This window comes from Comamonas sp. Tr-654 (assembly GCF_011752915.1).
In the GTDB taxonomy this organism is placed as follows: domain Bacteria; phylum Pseudomonadota; class Gammaproteobacteria; order Burkholderiales; family Burkholderiaceae_C; genus Comamonas.
Map to the genome: position 1 here is coordinate 544,252 of NZ_VWWQ01000001.1, position 17,632 is coordinate 561,883.

12 protein-coding genes are annotated in these 17,632 nt (G+C 62.7%); 3 read left to right on the top strand and 9 right to left on the bottom strand.

Annotated elements, in window-relative coordinates; translation table 11 throughout:
- Window positions 1-49 precede the first annotated feature (49 nt).
- Window positions 50-3,187: an EAL domain-containing protein gene (locus F3J24_RS02375; RefSeq protein ID WP_167002390.1), complete on the bottom strand. Its 3,138-nt coding sequence runs from the start codon at window positions 3,185-3,187 to the stop codon at window positions 50-52.
- Between the two features lie 559 nt (window positions 3,188-3,746).
- Here F3J24_RS02375 and F3J24_RS02380 point away from each other — a divergent pair.
- Together F3J24_RS02380 and F3J24_RS02385 are read left to right on the top strand one after the other, a co-directional pair.
- Window positions 3,747-4,247, top strand: coding sequence for a flavodoxin family protein (locus F3J24_RS02380; RefSeq protein ID WP_167002392.1), 501 nt, complete (start codon window positions 3,747-3,749; stop codon window positions 4,245-4,247).
- 170 nt (window positions 4,248-4,417) lie between these two features.
- Window positions 4,418-5,056, top strand: a complete 639-nt coding sequence (locus F3J24_RS02385) for a TetR/AcrR family transcriptional regulator (protein ID WP_167002394.1) — start codon at window positions 4,418-4,420, stop codon at window positions 5,054-5,056.
- A 125-nt stretch (window positions 5,057-5,181) separates the two neighbouring features.
- On the opposite strand, the gene F3J24_RS02390 is transcribed toward F3J24_RS02385, so the two are convergent.
- The 5 genes from F3J24_RS02390 to F3J24_RS02410 form a co-directional block, all read right to left on the bottom strand.
- Complete coding sequence (locus F3J24_RS02390) at window positions 5,182-6,609, bottom strand: efflux transporter outer membrane subunit (RefSeq protein WP_370527705.1); 1,428 nt, start codon at window positions 6,607-6,609, stop codon at window positions 5,182-5,184.
- 11 nt (window positions 6,610-6,620) lie between these two features.
- Window positions 6,621-9,788: an efflux RND transporter permease subunit gene (locus F3J24_RS02395; protein ID WP_167002398.1), complete on the bottom strand. Its 3,168-nt coding sequence runs from the start codon at window positions 9,786-9,788 to the stop codon at window positions 6,621-6,623.
- A gap of 18 nt (window positions 9,789-9,806) precedes the next feature.
- Entirely contained in the window at window positions 9,807-11,105 is a 1,299-nt protein-coding gene (locus F3J24_RS02400; RefSeq protein ID WP_167002400.1) for an efflux RND transporter periplasmic adaptor subunit, read from the bottom strand.
- Between the two features lie 290 nt (window positions 11,106-11,395).
- The gene (locus tag F3J24_RS02405; RefSeq protein WP_167002402.1) at window positions 11,396-12,829 is read right to left on the bottom strand and encodes an MFS transporter; all 1,434 of its coding nucleotides are present in this window, start codon (window positions 12,827-12,829) and stop codon (window positions 11,396-11,398) included.
- Window positions 12,822-14,021, bottom strand: coding sequence for a multidrug effflux MFS transporter (locus F3J24_RS02410; RefSeq protein ID WP_167002404.1), 1,200 nt, complete (start codon window positions 14,019-14,021; stop codon window positions 12,822-12,824). Before F3J24_RS02410 ends, F3J24_RS02405 begins: the two co-directional genes overlap by 8 nt.
- Window positions 14,022-14,350: 329 nt before the next feature.
- On the opposite strand from F3J24_RS02410, the gene F3J24_RS02415 reads away from it, so the two are divergent.
- Window positions 14,351-14,836 (top strand): DUF1566 domain-containing protein, encoded by a 486-nt coding sequence (locus F3J24_RS02415; RefSeq protein ID WP_043003703.1) that lies wholly within the window; start codon window positions 14,351-14,353, stop codon window positions 14,834-14,836.
- 45 nt (window positions 14,837-14,881) lie between these two features.
- On the opposite strand, the gene F3J24_RS02420 is transcribed toward F3J24_RS02415, so the two are convergent.
- The 3 genes from F3J24_RS02420 to F3J24_RS02430 form a co-directional block, all read right to left on the bottom strand.
- Window positions 14,882-15,787, bottom strand: a complete 906-nt coding sequence (locus F3J24_RS02420; RefSeq protein ID WP_167002406.1) for an SDR family oxidoreductase — start codon at window positions 15,785-15,787, stop codon at window positions 14,882-14,884.
- 188 nt (window positions 15,788-15,975) lie between these two features.
- Window positions 15,976-16,992 carry an NADP-dependent oxidoreductase gene (locus tag F3J24_RS02425; protein ID WP_167002408.1) on the bottom strand — a complete coding sequence of 339 codons (1,017 nt, stop codon included), beginning with the start codon at window positions 16,990-16,992 and terminating at the stop codon, window positions 15,976-15,978.
- A gap of 135 nt (window positions 16,993-17,127) precedes the next feature.
- Window positions 17,128-17,550 (bottom strand): PaaI family thioesterase, encoded by a 423-nt coding sequence (locus F3J24_RS02430; protein ID WP_167002410.1) that lies wholly within the window; start codon window positions 17,548-17,550, stop codon window positions 17,128-17,130.
- Window positions 17,551-17,632: the final 82 nt, after the last annotated feature.

The window sequence follows — 17,632 nt, forward strand, 5'->3', positions numbered from 1 at the left end:
TCGAACTCTCACACAACAAAAAGCAGGCATTTTAGAGACCGCCACCGCCTCAGCGCATGGACACCGGGCTGAGCGCCGGCGTCGCAGAACCCGGCACATTGCCATTCGTGACCAGGCCCTCGAACTCGCTGACCGGCACGGGCGGGCTCATCAGATAGCCCTGCCATGCATAGCAGCGTATGCCTTCCAGGAAACGGCACTGCGCCTGCGTCTCCACGCCTTCGGCGATCACATGCAGACCCAGACTCTTGGCCAGGGCCACGATGGTGCGGGCAATGGCCGCATCATTGGGGTCGGTCAGCACGTCACGCACAAAGCTGCGATCGATCTTGAGCTGGTCCAGCGGCAGCCGCTTCAGATAGGACAGCGACGAATAGCCGGTGCCGAAATCGTCCAGCGAGAATCCGATGCCGTAGGACTTGAGACGCATCATCTTGGCGATGGTGTCGTCCACATCGGCCACCAGCATGCCTTCCGTCAGCTCCAGCTTGAGCCGGCGCGCATCGGCCCCATGCTCGGCCAGTGCCTTGAGCACCTGCTCGACAAAGCCGCTCTGGTGAAACTGCTTGGGGCTGACATTGACCGAAAGCACCAGTTGCGCATAACGGGGATGCTTGGCCCATTTCGCCAGCTGCTGGCAGGCCGCCCTGAGCACCCAGTCCCCCAGAGGCAGGATGACGCCGGTTTCTTCGGCCAGCGGAATGAAGTGGGCGGGCGGAACAAAGCCTTTTTCGGGGTGCTTCCAGCGCAGCAGACCTTCGGCGCCGATCACCTTGCCCATTTCCACCTGGGGTTGATAGAACAGTTCGAACTCGCCGGCCTGCAGGCCGGCTCGCATGTCCTGCTCCAGCGTACGACGCTCCTGCAAGGCCGATTGCAGCTGCGGATCAAAGAAGCAGCTGACATTGCGCCCCTGGCTCTTGGCCTGGTACATGGCCATTTCAGCGCGGCGCTGTACTTCCTCCCCCGTCAGCTCAGGCTCTCCGAACAGGCTCAGGCCCATGCTGACGGTGATGGAGCGCAGCACTCCGCCTATCTCTATGGGCTCACGCAAGCGGTTCAGCCATTGATCGGCCTGCTGCTCCAGCCTGGCGGCGGCCGCCACGGAATCGCCGCCCAGATCCTCGATCAGCAGCACGAAATCGTCACCGCCCTGGCGGGCAATCGTGGCCCCCGAGGGCAGCAGACCACGGATGCGCTGACTCATCGACTGCAGCAGCAGATCGCCCTGATCCAGGCCGTAGGTCTCGTTGAAGGCCTTGAAGTTATCGATATCCAGCAGTACCACTCCACCGAAATGGGCCTTGCGCTGGGCCACGGCCAGCGCCTGCTGCAGCCGGTCGGCCAGCAGACGGCGGTTGGGCAGTCCCGTCAGGGCATCGTAGAAGGCCAGACGACGGACCTCCTGCTCGGCCGCCATGCGCTGGCTCTGGTCCTGCAGCACCATCAGGCACCCATCCGCCTGCAGCACGGCGCTGACCGCCACCGGGCGGCGCAGGCCATCGAGGCCTCTGAGCATCAAGGTCTGCGCAGATACGGTGCACGCTGCGGCCTCGGTGGCGAGCTCGTCCCACTGCGCGTCCTTGCCATCGACGCCCTCGCGTTCGGTGCGGCGAAGCTGCAAGATCCGACTGGCCTGTGCCTTGGCGACCTGCCAGCGCTGGATCACGCGCTCGCGCTCTGCGGTGTCGGGGAACATGCGTTCCCACCACTGTTGGGTGGACACGCTGGGCTTGCCACCATAGCCGGCCAGACGCAAAAACTCCTCGTTCCAGTACACCAGGCGCCCGTCCAGATCCTCCATGACCAGCCCTACCGGCAACCTTTGCATGAGACTGCGCAACTGCTGGTGACCCAGCCGCTCCATCTGCTCCAGGCGCTTGCGCCCGCTGATGTCCTGCACCAGCACCTGCAATCGACGGGACTCATGACGTCCGGTCAGAAACGCGTTGAGTTCCACCCAGACCGGCGCACCATTCTTGGAGCGCAGACAGAACTCGCCCGCGTTGTGCTGAAACTGCTGCAGGTCCAGCCCTTCGAGAAGCTGGGCACACTGGGCCTGGTCTTCAGGCATGACCAGCTCCAGCACGCTGCGCCTGTGAATGTCTTGGGCTTCGTAGCCCAGCAGCCTGCAGAAATGCTGGTTGACCTTGAGCACGCTGCGCGTGGCGATATCGAGTTCGAGCACGCCCATGGCGGCCTGCTCGCACATGGCATGAAAGCGCGCGTCGCTCTCCTGGCGGGCCTGCGCGCTGAACTTGAGGCGGCGGCTCCAGTTCCACCGGCTTTGCCACCAACCCGAAACCCCGGCGGCCAGCACCAGCCCCGCGAGCAGGCCAGCGGCCAGCACCAGCCATGGCAGGTATCGCTCGAGCAGTCTCTGGCTGCTGAGTGCGGGCTTGAACTGCAGCGACCAGATACGGTCGTACACCTGTATCTGTCGCTCCAACGGCTTGATGGCGGCAAACTCCGGATGGGTTTCCGCCTCCGCCCACAGGGAGCCGGTGAACAGTATCTCCGAGCCGCTGGCAAGCAGCGACAGTGGCAAGGCCGGCCGTTTGTGGTCCAGGCCGACCTTGGGCAATGGGTCGGCGGGGCTGAGGTCCACCAGCTTGAAAGCGACCTGCGGATAAAGATTGGCCGGGACCAGCGCTCTGGCAAATTCACCGAGCCGGATCCGGGCATCGACCGTCCCTAGCAGCTTCTCGGAGCCGTTGTAGCCCCCTTCCTGGGCAGCAGCAGGCCATAGCGGCGCACGCAATACAACGCCCTTGGGGCTATCGGGCAGTTGCAGAAAGCGAAATGGCGCCGACATCGACATCTGGCGCGAATTCCATGCCTGCATCAGACCATGAAATGCCGCAGCCGGCTGACGCGCATTGCTTCCCGCCAGGGCCTCGTTGTCGATCATCGGCCAGACATAGGAAACCTCGAAGGCCTGGGAGTCACGCGCAAGATCGGTGTGCAGTTCCTCGTTCACCGCACGGGTCAGACTCAGTGCCTGGAGCCCGACCAGGCCCTCACGGCTGAGCAAGGCATGGGCATGCTGGGAAAACATCTGCTGACCCGCATCCGCATCACTGGCCATCTGCTCGGCCAGCTTGGCAAGCAGCCGGTCATAGCTGCCCAGGCGCTGCTCCAGTGATCGCGTTGCCATATCGGCACTGAGCTGCAAACGCTGTTGCATGCGCGACTCCTGGCTCTGATGGAGCAGCCAGCTCCCCAGGCAACCACAGGAAATCCCAAAACCCAGTGCCAGCAGCGCCAACCAAGGTTTGCGCACTGTCATCACTGGCTGAGTTGCGAATTGCGGCATGCAAAAAACACAAGATTCCTGAGTTGCGAAGTGGCTCCGGTCCGCAGTAGCGCCTTGCAGCAAAGGCTGCGACACCATGAGCCAATGAGAGGAGCGACATAGTTTGTAGGAACAAACCTACAGCCAAAGAACATTCACGCCAAGTGATTACCCTGAAAGGCTTGCCATGATTGCTTCTAGATTTAGATCAAATCATAGGCATAAGCTTGTATATCCAATACAAAGCGCTGCAAAATCAAGAGCAAGCCACCCCCTCAAAATTGACAAATGTCAATATTTGTCGGAGCTTAGTCCTAATCCGACTTCATCACAAACCACGACAATTTGTATCTTTTCTGCAACAATCAAGCAGAACCACAGTGCGGAACCCGGTTATTTCCGCATGCAGGCGAGTGAATAACCAGGTTTTTCCACTGGCAACAGAGCAACCATGTCCCAACGCCCGACCCTGCTGATCGTCTACCACTCCCTGACGGGCGGCACGCTCCAGATGGTCGAAGCCGCCAGTGCCGGCGCCCGCCAGGAAGCATCCGTGCAGGTCAGCCTGCTGCATGCTACCGACGCCGGCCCGCAAGACCTGCTGCAGGCCCAGGGCTATCTGTTTGCGACGCCGGAGAATCTGGCTGCAATCAGCGGCCTCATGAAGGATTTTTTCGACCGAAGCTATTACGGCGTGCTCGACCGGATACAGGGCCGCCCCTACGCCAGTCTGGTCTGTGCGGGCAGTGACGGTCATAACGCAGCCAGACAGATGGAACGCATTGCCACCGGCTGGCGCCTGAAGGCAGTGGCGGAGCCGCTCATCATCTGCACCCATGCCCAGACACCGGAGGCCATACTGGCCCCCAAGCAGATCCCGGCCACCGATCTCCAGCGCTGCGAAGAATTGGGCCAGTCGCTGGCCGCCGGGCTGGCTTTGGGCATTTTTTAGAAAAACCAGGGTTTGCCCGAATCATTCCGCGCAGGACAGGCTCCAGACAAAGGCAAGAATGGGGCCTTCGAATCGGCTTGTATAAATGTGCCATCATTGCGCGCGCATGCTTTTCTCCGATGCGCGCTCCCAAGCAGGCATAGTCTGCGACTTCACCAGCTCTTGCGTCCATGATTGAACCAGACACCGCACGTCCCAAGCGCACGCCTCGCGGCCCCAGTCCGCAAAAGACTCAGGCCACGCGCCGCTCCATCGTGGCGGCTGCGTTTGCAGAATTTCTGGAACACGGCTATGCGCGTGGCACCACGGCTTCGGTGGCACAGCGCGCGGGACTGTCAAAGGTCACGCTGTTTCGCTATTTCGACAGCAAGGAAGCCCTGTTCGAAGCTGTCATCCAGACACATATCGCCTCGGCCGCCGTGGCCTTGCAGTCCAGCCCCATGCACGAGCATGAATCGGTGGGCGAATATCTGCTGCGCACCGTGGGCGCCGCTGCGGAGGTCATAGACAGCAGCGGCCGCTCTGCTACGGCCAGACTGGTCGTCGCCGAAGGCCTGGAGTTTCCGCTGTTGGCGCAGATGTATCGTCGCTATGTCCACGACGCCTTGCTCGAGCATTTCACCCGGCTCGCGCAGCTGGCCGCCAAGCGTGGAGAGCTCAAGGCACCGGAGCTGTTGCAGCATCCGGAATTGCTGCTTGCACCGCTGTGGCTGGCCATGATGAACAACACTGTCATTCATCCCGAAGTGCCCATGAATGCCGGAACCCTGTTCCGGCTCCAGGTGACCCTGCTGTTCAAGATGCCTTGAGTATTGGCGCACCGGAATTTCAATGAAATTCTCCCCAATCGCTTACTGGTAAAGCGCTAGTAGCTATCAAAAACAAAGCCGCAGTCTTTCAAGCTGCGGCTTTGTTTATCGAGCGAGTCTGCCCGTCAACTCTGCTGTTGTTCAGCCTCTTCCCCACCCAGTGCCTTCCACAGGGTCACGCGGTTGAGCTGCTCCGACAGGCGCAGGCCTATCAAGGTCTGCTGCGCCGTATAGAGGCTGCGCTGCGCATCCAGCACCGTCAGATAGTTGTCCACGCCGGCCTTGAAGCGCGCATTCGACAAATCAAAGGCTTTTTGCGTATTGGCCACCATGCTGGTCTGGGCGTCCAGCCGCTCGCCCCACTGGGCACGGTCGGCCAGCACATCCGCCACCTCCTTGAAGGCGGTCTGCACGGACTTCTCGTACTGGCTCAGCGCAATGCGCTGATTGCTTTCGGCCACCTGTACATTGGCGCGGTTGCGGCCGCCATCAAAAATCGGCAGCTTGACCAGAGGGATGAAACTCCAGGTGCCGTTGTTGTTGCCGAACAGGCGGTCCAGTTCGTTGCTCCCGGTACCGATACTGCCGGTGAGCGTGATGCTGGGAAACATCGCCGCTCTGGCTGCGCCGATATTGGCATTCATGGCCTGCAGATTGCGCTCCGCAGCCTGCACATCAGGACGCTTGAGCAGCACCGACGAGGGCAGAGGTACGGGCACGACCTTGAGAGCCGCCGTGTCTGCCGCGCCCGTCAGGGTCTGGGCGTTGGGCAGCAGCTGTGCAGGCACCGGACCGCCCACCAGCAACTGCAGGGCATTGCGGTCCCTCTCGACCTGGGAGGTATAACTCGCAACGTCACCGCGCGCCGTATCGACCGTGGTCTGGTTCTGGGCCAGCACCAGTCCGGAGGTCGAACCCAGCTCATGCATGCGCCGTGTCAGCTCGAAAGCCTTGATGCGGCTGTCCAGCGTGTCCCTGGCCAGTTGCAGGCGCGCCTGATCGGCCGCCAGCGTCAGCCAGGCATTGGCGACATCAGCCACCAGACCGATCTGCACATTGCGCCGGTTGTCCTGGCTTTGCAGAAACTGCTGCAGCGAGGCTTCGCTCAGATTGCGGATGCGCCCCCACAGGTCCAGCTCGTAGCTGGCGAAACCCAGCTGGGCTGTGTATTGCTCACTGACGCTGGAGCGCCCTGCCGTCGTCAGATCCCCCGCGGTGCGCGTGCGATTGCTCTGCGCCTGGGCCGTGATGCCAGGCAGCAGATCGGCTCTTGTGATGCCGTACTGGGCCCGAGCCTTCTCGATGTTTTCCAGCGCGACGCGCAGATCGCGATTGTTGCTCAGCGCCAGCGCCACCACCTCGCGCAGCTGCGGCGACTGCAACCATTGCAGCGCCTGGGCCTGTTGCAGCGCCGCTTCGCTGGCCTGGGCCGGCATGGCGTTGCCGGACACGGTCTCGGGCACGGGCAGATCAGGCGTTTTATAGGCCGGAGCCAGATTGCAGCCCGCCAGCAAGGCCGTCACTGCGGAGGCCGCCATAGCAGAAAATTTCATGCTGAGGCGCCTCATGCTGCGCTCTCCTTGTTGACGTCAGCCGCCTCATCGCTGCGCGAGCGGCTCTTGAACCAGCTGCGCACCAGCAGGAAGAACACCGGCACGAGGAAGATACCCAGCACCGTCGATGCCACCATGCCGCCCAGCACGGCCGTGCCGATGGCATTGCGACCACCAGCGCCAGCGCCGGTGCCTATGGCCAGCGGGATCACGCCGAAACCAAAGGCCAGAGAAGTCATCAGGATGGGACGCAGACGCAGACGCACGGCCTCCACCGTCGCATCGAACAGCTTCTTGCCCTGCTCCTGCAACTGCACCGCGAACTCCACAATCAGGATCGCGTTCTTTGCCGCAAGACCCACGGTGGTGAGCAGACCGACCTGGAAATACACGTCGTTGGTCAGGCCACGGGTATAGGTCGCCAACAGCGCACCCACCACGCCCAGCGGCACGGCCAGCATCACCGACAGAGGCACCGTCCAGCTTTCATAGAGTGCGGCCAGGCACAGGAAGACGAACAGAATCGAGATGGCATACAGCATGGGCGCCTGCGCACCGGACTGGCGCTCCTGCAAGGAAGCCCCCGTCCATTCGTAGGCAATGCCGTTGGGCAGCTTCTTCAGGATGTCTTCCACCGTCTCCATGGCGGTACCCGAACTGATGCCCGCTGCGGCACGGCCTTCAAACTCATAGGCCGGGCTGCCGTTATAGCGCAGCAGCTGGGGCGAACCATAGGCCCAGTAGGTCTTGGAGAACGCGCCAAACGGCACCATCTCGCCCTTGTTGTTGCGCACCGTCCACTTGGCGATATCGGTGGGCAGCATTCGGTACTGGGCATCGCCCATGATGTAGACACGCTTGACGCGGCCGTTGTTCAGGAAGTCGTTCACATAGGTGCCGCCCATCGCGCTGGAGAGCACGCTGTTGATGTCGCTGTACGCCAGCCCCAGAGCGGCAGCCTTGCGGTCATCCACATCCACGCGCAGCTCGCTGGCGTCTTCCAGATTGGTGGTGCGCACAGCCGTCAGCAGATTGTTGGCACGCATTTCGCCAAGCACCTGATCACGCGCGGCGAGCAGCGCTTCATGACCCACGCCATTGATGTCCTTGATCATGAAGTTGTAGCCCGAGCTCGAACCCAGGCCGCGCACCGCGGGCGGCAACACCACCTGCACGCGCGCATCACGGATGCCGGCCAGATCCTTGGTCGCCTTGTTCGCAATGGCCGCTGCCGATTGCGAAGGCAGCGGACGCATGCTCCAGGGCTTCAGACGAATGAAGCCGCGTGCCGAACTCTGGTCGCCGTTGAGGCCCGAAACCTGGTTGAAGCTGATCACGTCCGGCTGCTTGGCCAGATACTCGCGCACCTGGTCCAGAACCTCCTGCAGACGGGCGTCCGAAGCGCCAGACGGCAGGTTGACGTTGACATAGACAAAGCCCTGGTCCTCGTCCGGCAGGAACGAGGTAGGCAGCTTGGCCATCAGCAACCAGACCGCGGCCAGCACTGCCAGGAAGATCAGCATCATGCGCTTGGTACGACCCAGGCTGAAAGCCACCGTGCTCTGGTAGCGGTTGGCCGCAGCATCGAAATTGCGGTTGAACCAGCGGAAGAACCGGTCGTTGATGCCCAGCACTCCAGAGCGTATGGGACGCTCGTGACCCTCTCCGTGACCGAGATCCGGAGCCTTGAGAAGCGTGGCGCACAACGCCGGTGTCAGTGTCAGGGCCACGAACACGGACAGCGCCATGGCCGCCACGATGGTGATTGAGAACTGGCGATAGATCACACCGGTCGAGCCACCAAAGAAAGCCATGGGCACGAACACCGCCGACAGCGTGACCCCAATGCCGACCAGCGCGGGCGTGATTTCCTTCATGGACTGGCGCGTCGCCTCCTTGGGGGACTTGCCCGTCTCGTGCATCACCCGCTCCACGTTCTCGACCACCACGATGGCATCGTCCACCAGCAGGCCGATGGCCAGCACCATGGCAAACATGGTCAGCGTATTGATGGAGAACCCCGCAACGGACAGCACGCCGAAGGTGCCCAGCAGCACCACCGGCACGGCAATGGCGGGGATCAGCGTGGCACGGAAGTTCTGCAGGAACACGAACATCACGATCACCACCAGCACCATGGCCTCGCCCAGCGCATGCACCACCTCGTTGATCGAGGCCCGCACAAAGGGCGTGGAGTCCGAGCTCACGAAATAGTCGATCTGGTTGGGGAAAAAGGGCTTGAGCTCGGCCAGCTTGGCGGCCACTGCATCCGACACCGCCATGGCGTTGGCACCATCGGCCAGGATGATGCCCATGCCTGCGCCCGGCATGCCGTTGAGCTTGGCCTGGATGGACAGGTTGTCGGCCCCCAGTTCCACCCTGGCCACGTCCTTGATGGTGACGACAGAGCCGTCATTCGAGGACTTGAGCACGATGTTCTCGAACTGTTCCACGGTCTTGAGCTTGGTACGCGCCGTAATGGTCGCGTTCAGCTGCTGGTTCTGCACCGCCGGCAAAGCCCCAAGCTGACCTGCGGAGACCTGGGCATTTTGCGCGTTGAGCGCGTTGCTCAGATCGGAGGGAATCAGCCCGTATTTCTCCATCTTGGCCGGGTCCATCCAGATGCGCATCGCATAGGGGGTGCCGAAGACATTGATGTCACCGACGCCTTCGATGCGCCCGATGATGTCCACCAGATTGCTGTTGATGTAATCGCCGATGTCCACAGCGGTCACATCCTCATCGGGCGAATAGAAGCTGTAGGTGACCAGAAAATCCTGGCCGCCCTTGTTGATGAAGACGCCACGCGTCTTCACGGAGTCCGGCAGGCGGTTGACCGCGCCCTGGATCTTGTTTTGCACCTGCACCTGGGCCACGTCGACATTGGTGCCCGGGGCAAAGGTCAGCGTGATGCGAGCCTGACCCGACGCATTGCTGGTCGAGCTCATATAGAGCATGTTGTCGATGCCCTTGATCTGCTGCTCGATGATCTGCGTCACCGAGTTTTCGACCGTCTCCGCCGAAGCACCCGTGTACTGGGCACCGATGGTCACCCGGGGCGGAGCAATCTCGGGGTACTGCTCCAGCGGCAGCAGCTTGATCGACAAAGCCCCGGCCAGCATGATGATGATGGCGATGACCCACGCAAAGATGGGCCGGTTGATGAAGAACTGAGCCATGTGTGTCGCCTGCCTTGCTTACTTCTTGGCAGGCGCATCGGCAGCGGCCTGGACGGGCGGCTCGCCACGCTGGCTCTTGCGCTCGGCCTTGGCCTTCAGATCCACTTCCACAGTCTGGACCTTGTCGCCGGACTTGATGCGCTGAAAGCCATCCACCATCACACGCTCGCCGGCTTTCAGGCCCGTCTTGAGCAACCAGAAAGTACCCACGGCGCGGTCCAACTCCACATCGCGCTTTTCCACCACATCGCCGTCCTTGACGACCATGACATTGGCGCGTCCTGTCAAATCGCGGGTCACCGACTGCTGCGGCACCAGCAAGGCATCGGGTGCCAGGGCAGTCGGCAGCAAGGCCTTCACATACATGCCGGGCATGAGCATGCCGTCGGGATTGGGCACCTCGGCGCGCAAGGTCAGCGTGCCGGTCGTGTCGTTGACGATCACGCCTGCAAAGGCCAGCTTGCCCTGATGCGGGTAGTCGCTGCCGTCGTCGAGCTGGATGCGCACGGGAATCTTGTTGCCTTCCACCTTCTGGTAGCGGCCGGACTCCAGATCTCGCTTGAGCTGCATCAGGTCGGAGCTCGACTGGGTGAAGTCCACATACATCGGGTCCAACTGCACGATGGTGGTGAGCGCCGTGGCCTGACTGGCCGTGACCAGCGCGCCGGGCGTGACGGCAGACAGCGCGATGCGGCCGCCGATCGGCGCCTCGATACGGCTGTACTTGAGATTGATGCGCGCGGTTTCCAGGTTCGCCTTGGCCACCGCCACGTCTGAAGCGGACTGGGCGGCCGCCGCCTGGCTTTCGTCAAAGGCCTGCTTGCTGATGGCGTCGATCTTGACCAGCTCGGCATTGCGCCGCGCCGTGGCCGCCAGCGTGCGCTGGCTGGCTTCGGCCTTGGCCACGGCTGCCGCGGCACTGGCCTCGGCGGCCTTCAGCGATGCGGCATCGATCTGGTAGAGCTGTTGACCCTGCTTGACCTGAGCGCCTTCGGTGAACAGGCGCTGCTGAATGATGCCTGAGACCTGGGGCCGCACTTCAGCCGTCATGAAAGCGCGGGTGCGCCCTGGCAGGCTGGCATCCAGCTGCTGGCTTTGGGACTGCAAAGTGACCACTCCGACCTTGGGCTCCGACTTGGCCGGGCCTTTTTGCTCCGCCTCGGGCTTGGAGCAACCCGCCAGCGCTGCGGCAATCAGCATGGCGCCCACAGCCAGCGTCCAGCGCTGCTGGCGACGACCCTGCCTGCCTGCACCGGGCAGGCAAGAAAAATGCGCCTCTCGGCGCGGTCTCGGCGAAGCGGGCTGGTCAATCTTCATACGTGGAACGGTCTGAACTAAGGAACTTGTCAACATTGTGCGCCGACAATATTAATAAAATGTAAAGCAGCCAAGAGCGCAATGACATGCCGGCAATCACCCGCTTGCCATTCTTCTGTCACACAGGCATGCAAGACATGCTGCGCCATCGACTTGGCGGCATCACTGTAGAAAGCCTTGGCAGCAAGGCTCCACCTCATAACGGACTAGGTCCGCCCCGCCGCCGCGCTGCGCAATCGATGGTCGGCTGCGCCATCAATATCAGCTCGGCAGCCGCTTTTGCTGCCAAATCAATGCTGCGACTTGCCCGGGCGTACCCGCAACATGCTGAAAACCCCGGCCAATGCCGCAAAACCGCCGGCCACGGCCAGCGCCAGCAGTTCAGCATTGCCACCATGCCCGCCCGAGATGGCAAAGATGGTAGCCAGTACCACGGCACCCAGCGTCTGCCCGGTCATGCGGGCCGAACTCAGCATGCCGCCCGCTGCACCGCTGCGCGACATGGGGGCAGAGGTGACGATGGTGTGATTGTTGGGCGACTGGTAGAGCGCAAAGCCGCTGCCCGCCAGCAGCATGCGCCAGACCATATCCCAGTGCGCGACATCGATGGGCATGGCCGCCAGCAGCCACAGTCCGCAAGCAAACATGGCCATGCCGATACCGCCCAGCAGACCGTCTGGATACTTGCCGATCAGACGCCCCGCAACCGGGGCCGTGAGCATGGTGGCCAGCGGCCAGGCCGTGATCAGCATGCCGGCCTCCATGGGAGACAGGCCGCGTGCCTCCAGCAGCAGGAATGGCAGGGCCAGATAGGACAGCATCTGCGCGCAGAAGGCCGAGACCGATCCGCACATCGACAGGCGGAACACCGGAATACGCATCAGATCGACCGGAAACAGCGGAGCTGTCTTGTGCCACTGACGGCGCAGGTAGACATAGCCGACCACCAGCCCGGCACCCAATAGCCACCAGCCCGAAGGCATCAGGGAGCTGCCCGCAGCGCCCTGGTCATGCCCCATGCGCACGCCCAGTTGCTCACCGCCCAGGAAAAGCAGGGTGAACATCAGAATATTGAGCAATACGTCAAGCGCCGCTATCGGCTCGCCGTCCTTGCGCACCACGGGGTTGGCCGGCAGTGCCTTGCGTCCCATCCACAAGGTGATCAGGCCCAGCGGCACATTGATGGCAAACAGCCAGGGCCAGTTGGCGACCGACAGGATGGCCGCGGCCACCGAAGGCCCGGCCATGGACGAGGTCGCCACCACCAGCGAATTGATGGCCATGCCGCGTCCCAGCATGGCGCGCGGATAGGTCAGTCGCACCAGCGCCGCATTCACGCTCATGATGCCAGCGGCACCCATGCCTTGAAACACGCGCGCCGCAATCAGAGTGGCCAGCGAGCTGGCCAGCGTGGCCGCCACCGAGGCAATGACAAACACCGTCATGCCCAGCAGATAGATGCGCCGGTAACCCAGGCGCTCGCCCAGGGCCGCCAGCGGCAGCAGCAGCACCAGACCGGCAAGCTGATAGGCATTAACCACCCACAGCGTCAGCGCCGAGCTGGCCTGCAGCTCGCGCGCAATGGCGGGCAAGGCCAGATTGACGATGCTGCTGTCCAGCACCGACAGTGTCAGGCCTAGAATGATGACCAGCATGGCGCGGCCGCGTGCGCCATCAGGCAGGCCATCGTAGGCGGCAGGAGTCTGGGCAGTGCTCTCAGTCATGGGCAACTCGGTGTACACGGCCCAGCGTGATCCAGGTCAGCGCCACGCCCACCAGGGCTCCGGTCGCCATACCCACTACCATGGGCAAGGGCTTGCCGTTGGAAAAATGCCCCACGATCTGCATGGCCGCCGCGCCGCTCAGCATCTGCAGCGTGCCCAGCAAGGCCGAGGCAGTTCCAGCAATCTCGCCATGCTCCTCCAGGGCCAGCACCGAGGTGGTGGGAATCACCAGGCCCATGAAGGCACTGGCGATGAAGTACAGCACGATCAGCACCGTCAGCTGCTCGCCGCCCAGCAGGTAATAGACCAGCAATGCAGCCATGGTCACGCCCGAGGCAGAAGCCGCAGCCTTGACGACATTGACCAGGCCAAAGCGCTGACCCAGCCGACCCGTCAGCTGCGCCGCACCGATGAAGGCGATGGAGTTCAGCGCAAACGCCATGCTGTACTGCGTGGACGAGAGGCCGTAGTAGTTGATGAGCACAAACGGCGAGCCCGCCAGGTAGACAAAAAAGCCCGCCATGGCGCAGCCACCGATAAACACCAGGCCCAGGTAATGCCAGTCACGCAACAGGCTCAGATAGGCCTTGAGTGCGCCGCCCAGGCTGCTGTCCAGCCGCGCCTCGGCGCTGCGGGTTTCCTCCACGCCGCGCCAGGTGGCAATCAAGCCCAGCATGGCTGCGGCGGCCACGACCCAGAACACGGCACGCCAGCCGGCCAGGGCAATCACGCCGCTGCCGGCCAGAGGCGCCAGAATCGGCGAGACGCTGAAGACCAGCATCAGCAGCGACATCATGCGCGCGGCCGCGTGGCCCGTATGCAGGTCGCGCACCACGGCACGCGGCACGGCCATGCAGGCCGCAGCGCCCAGACCCTGCACAAATCGGAGCACCACCAGGGTTTCGATATTGGGTGCCAGCGCACATCCCACGCTGGCGGCGGCAAACACCGTCAGGCCAAAATACAGCGGTGGCTTGCGGCCCAGCATGTCCGAGACCGGGCCGTAGAGCAGTTGCCCCACGCCGATGGAGAGAAAGAACGCGGTCAGGCTGGCTTGTACGGCACCGACCTGGGCATCCAGGCTGGCGCCGATCTGTGGCAAGGCCGGCAGATACATATCGATGGCGAAAGGCCCTATGGCCGACAACAGGCCGAGAATCAGAACCAGACGCAGGGAAACAGAAGCTTGCATAGGGGTGTGATTGTCGTGGTAACTTGATTTATGTGCTGAGCAGGCGCCGGTTTCCTGCATGGCGGTGCAGGCTCACGCCGGTCAGCCGCGCACCGCCTGTGCCTAAGCCGTCAATTACGAGGCTTTAGGCCCAGTCATCGAGGCCATGACTGCATGGACAACCAGCACAATGGGCTCAACTACCCTTCCCTGCTATTGCCGTGATTGCTGCAAGTTTCTCCCCACGTCTGTCCTTTTTACTGCTGACTGCGCTATGCCTGACGTCTCAACCGGCCAGCGCGCAGCCCGCCGCAGCGGCCCCGGTCTTTCTGCCCTCACCAGATGGGAACATGGTGATAGACACGCGTGCCAAGCTGGCCTGGCCGCGCTGCGCCGAGGGCATGAGCTGGAATGGCAAGACCTGCAGCGGCCAGGCCGAGGTCTTCAGCTACAAGCAGGCCATGACCCATGCCGCAGAACGCAGCAAGGCCGAAAACCTGCGCTGGCGGCTGCCGCGCGTCAATGAGCTCAAGCGCCTGCTGGACCGCAGCAGCAAGCCCCAGGGCCTGAACCCTGAACTCTTTCCCAACGCGCCGCGCGACTGGCACTGGACGGGCACGGCCGCCGTGAATGCCCAGCGCCTGAACACCTACAACTACGCCCAGGTGGACAAATCCAGCAGCATCTCCGGCCTCTCGGCCCAGCAGGCCTGGGCGGTCAACACCGAGACGCTGCAGGCCGTGCCTGATATGGGCAAGGGCAATGGCCTGCTGCTGCGCCTGGTGCGTCCGGCCACCGAGGCCGAGCTCGGCCCCCAGACTTCGGCCACGCCATGAAAAAAGCCTTGCCGCAGCGGCAAGGCTTTTTCAACTTCCTCACCCTCAGCCTGCGCGCAGCGCCGCCTTGAGGCTTTCGCCCAGTTCGGGCTTGTGCGCGTACGGATCCGTCGGGTTGCGGCCCTGCACCACATCCTCCAGACGCACCTGCACCGAGCCCAGGGCCTGCGGGTGGCTGTAGATATAGAACTGGCCCGATGCAATCGCATCGAACACCTTCTGCGCCATCTCGGCCGCCGTGACCTTGCCCGAGCCCACAGCCTTGTCGGTCATGGCCTGACCTATCTTCTGGCTGGCCGTCAAAGGCTGCGCCTCCAGGCCCTGGGGACGGTTGCGCTCGCTGTGAGCTATGCCCGTGGGCACAAAGAAGGGACAGAGCAGACTGGCGCTGACCTGATCCGAGACCAGGGCCAGGTCCTGGTACAGCGTCTCGGTCAGCGACACCACCGCATGCTTGCTGACGTTGTAGATACCCGTGTTCGGCGGCGCCAGCAGACCCGCCATGCTGGCGGTGTTGACGATATGGCCTTCGAAGGCCGGATCGGCCTTGGCGGCCTCCAGCATCATGGGCGTGAACAGGCGCACGCCATGGATCACGCCCCAGACATTGACGCCCAGCACCCACTGCCAGTCGGCTACCGTGTTTTCCCAGACCAGACCGCCGGCACCGACGCCCGCGTTGTTGAAGACGAAGTGCGGCGCGCCAAAGGTCTCCTTGACCTCGGCAGCCAGTCGCTCCATCTGCGCAGCATCCGACACATCGACCTTGCGCGCCAGCACCTTGGCACCGGCGGCCTTGAGCTCGGCCTCGGCCTTATCCAGCGCCTCCTGCTGCACATCGACCAGCACCAGATTCATGCCTCTGGCGGCTCCAATGCGCGCGCACTCCAGCCCGAAGCCCGAGCCCGCACCCGTCAGAACCGCCGTCTTTCCCGCGAAATTCGTGATCATTCTTGTCTCCGGATATTTTTAAAATGGAAATAGCGCCTGCAACTGGGGCACTCCAGATCAGAGATGCCAAACTAGAGCCGCCTCGCGGCGGGGCCGCCCCGGCGAAGGCATCGCCCCCCCCCCAGCGAAGCGAGAGAGGGGGAAGGCGCAAAGCGCCTCAGGGGGTGATTTTTTTCAGCCTCAGGGGGTTAAATCAGCTTCACCAGCTGCTTGCCGAAGTTCTTGCCCTTGAGCAGGCCCAGAAATGCGCCCGGCGCCGAGGCCAGACCTAGTGAAATCGTCTCGCGCGGCTTGAGCTTGCCGGCTGCCACCAGGCCGCCCAGCTCGGTCAGGGCCTCGCCCCAGACTTCCATGTGCTCGCTCACGATAAAGCCTTCGAGCTTGATGCGGTTGACCAGCAGCAGCGCCGGGTTGGCCAGCGGCAGGGGCTGGCCGTCATAGCCGGCAATCATTCCGCACAGGGCCACACGCGCAAAGGCATTGGTGCGCAGCAGCACGGCGTCGAAGATATAGCCGCCCACGTTCTCGAAATAGCCGTCGATGCCGTTGGGGCAGGCATCCTTCAAGGCCTTGGCCATGGTCTTGGCATCGGGGTGCTCGCGGTAATCGATACAGGCATCAAAGCCCAGTTCATGCACGGCGTAACGGCATTTCTCGGCACCTCCCGCAATGCCCACCACGCGGCAGCCGCGCGCCTTGGCCAGCGCCACAAAAGCGCTGCCCACGGCACCGGTCGCGGCGCTGACGACCATGGTTTCACCGGCCTTGGGGTTGATGATCTTGACCAGGCCATACCAGGCTGTGACGCCCGGCATGCCCACGGCACCCAGATAGTAGGACAGCGGCACATGGGTGGTGTCGACCTTGCGCAGCGCGCCGGGCACGCTGGGGTCAAGCAGCGAGTACTCCTGCCAGCCGCCCATGCCGACCACCTTGTCGCCGGCCTTGAACTTGGGGTGGCGGCTCTCGACAATCTCGCCCACCGTGCCGCCCTGCATGACCTCGCCCAGCGGCTGGGGTTGGGCATAGCTCTTGGAGTCATTCATGCGACCGCGCATGTAAGGGTCCAGGCTCAGATAGTGGTGGCGCACCAGCACCTGGCCCTCGCCCACCGTGGGCAGCGGCGACTGCACCAGCTTGAAATTGCTCTCTACCGCCTCGCCCTGCGGGCGGTTGTCCAGAAGGATCTGCTGATTGACCGTCATGTCTCGTCTCCTGTTTGAAACTCAATTTTCATAGCTGAAAGCGCTTGATATACGTCACACTTACAGCTAATAACATACAAAACAACCATATGAAAGGCGGTAGCCGCTCATAAAAACAGAGCAGCCTGTCTGTACTCAATCCGTGGGCAGGGCTTTCAGTCCGCCTTCGGCTGCAGGCCTGCGCTGCATGTATTTGAAAGTGCCTGTGGCCTGCACGCACAGGCGTCCTTGCGCGTCATAGATACGACCTTCGGTGAAAGCCATGCTTCCGGTGCGATGCAGCAGCTTGCCCTGACCCACCAGCGGCCCTTTGGCGGCCTGCATGAAGGAACTCTTCATCTCGATGGTGACAACACCCTGCTCGAAATCCACGCTGCGCGCGGCCACGGCCATGGTCACGTCGAGCAAGGTCATCGATGCGCCGCCATGCGTGACGCCGAAGGAATTCAGGTGCTCGGGCCGCGGTGTGTAGCGCAGTTCGGATTCGCCGTTTTCGGCCTTGATCAGGACGAAACCGAGTTCATGCACAAAGGGAATTTCTGGACCAAATGACAACACCGCAAAACCTTTCAGGAGAGTGAAGCGCCGCGCACCGCGCTGCGACAGCCAAGTCGTGAATATAAACACGCCGGACCGGCCC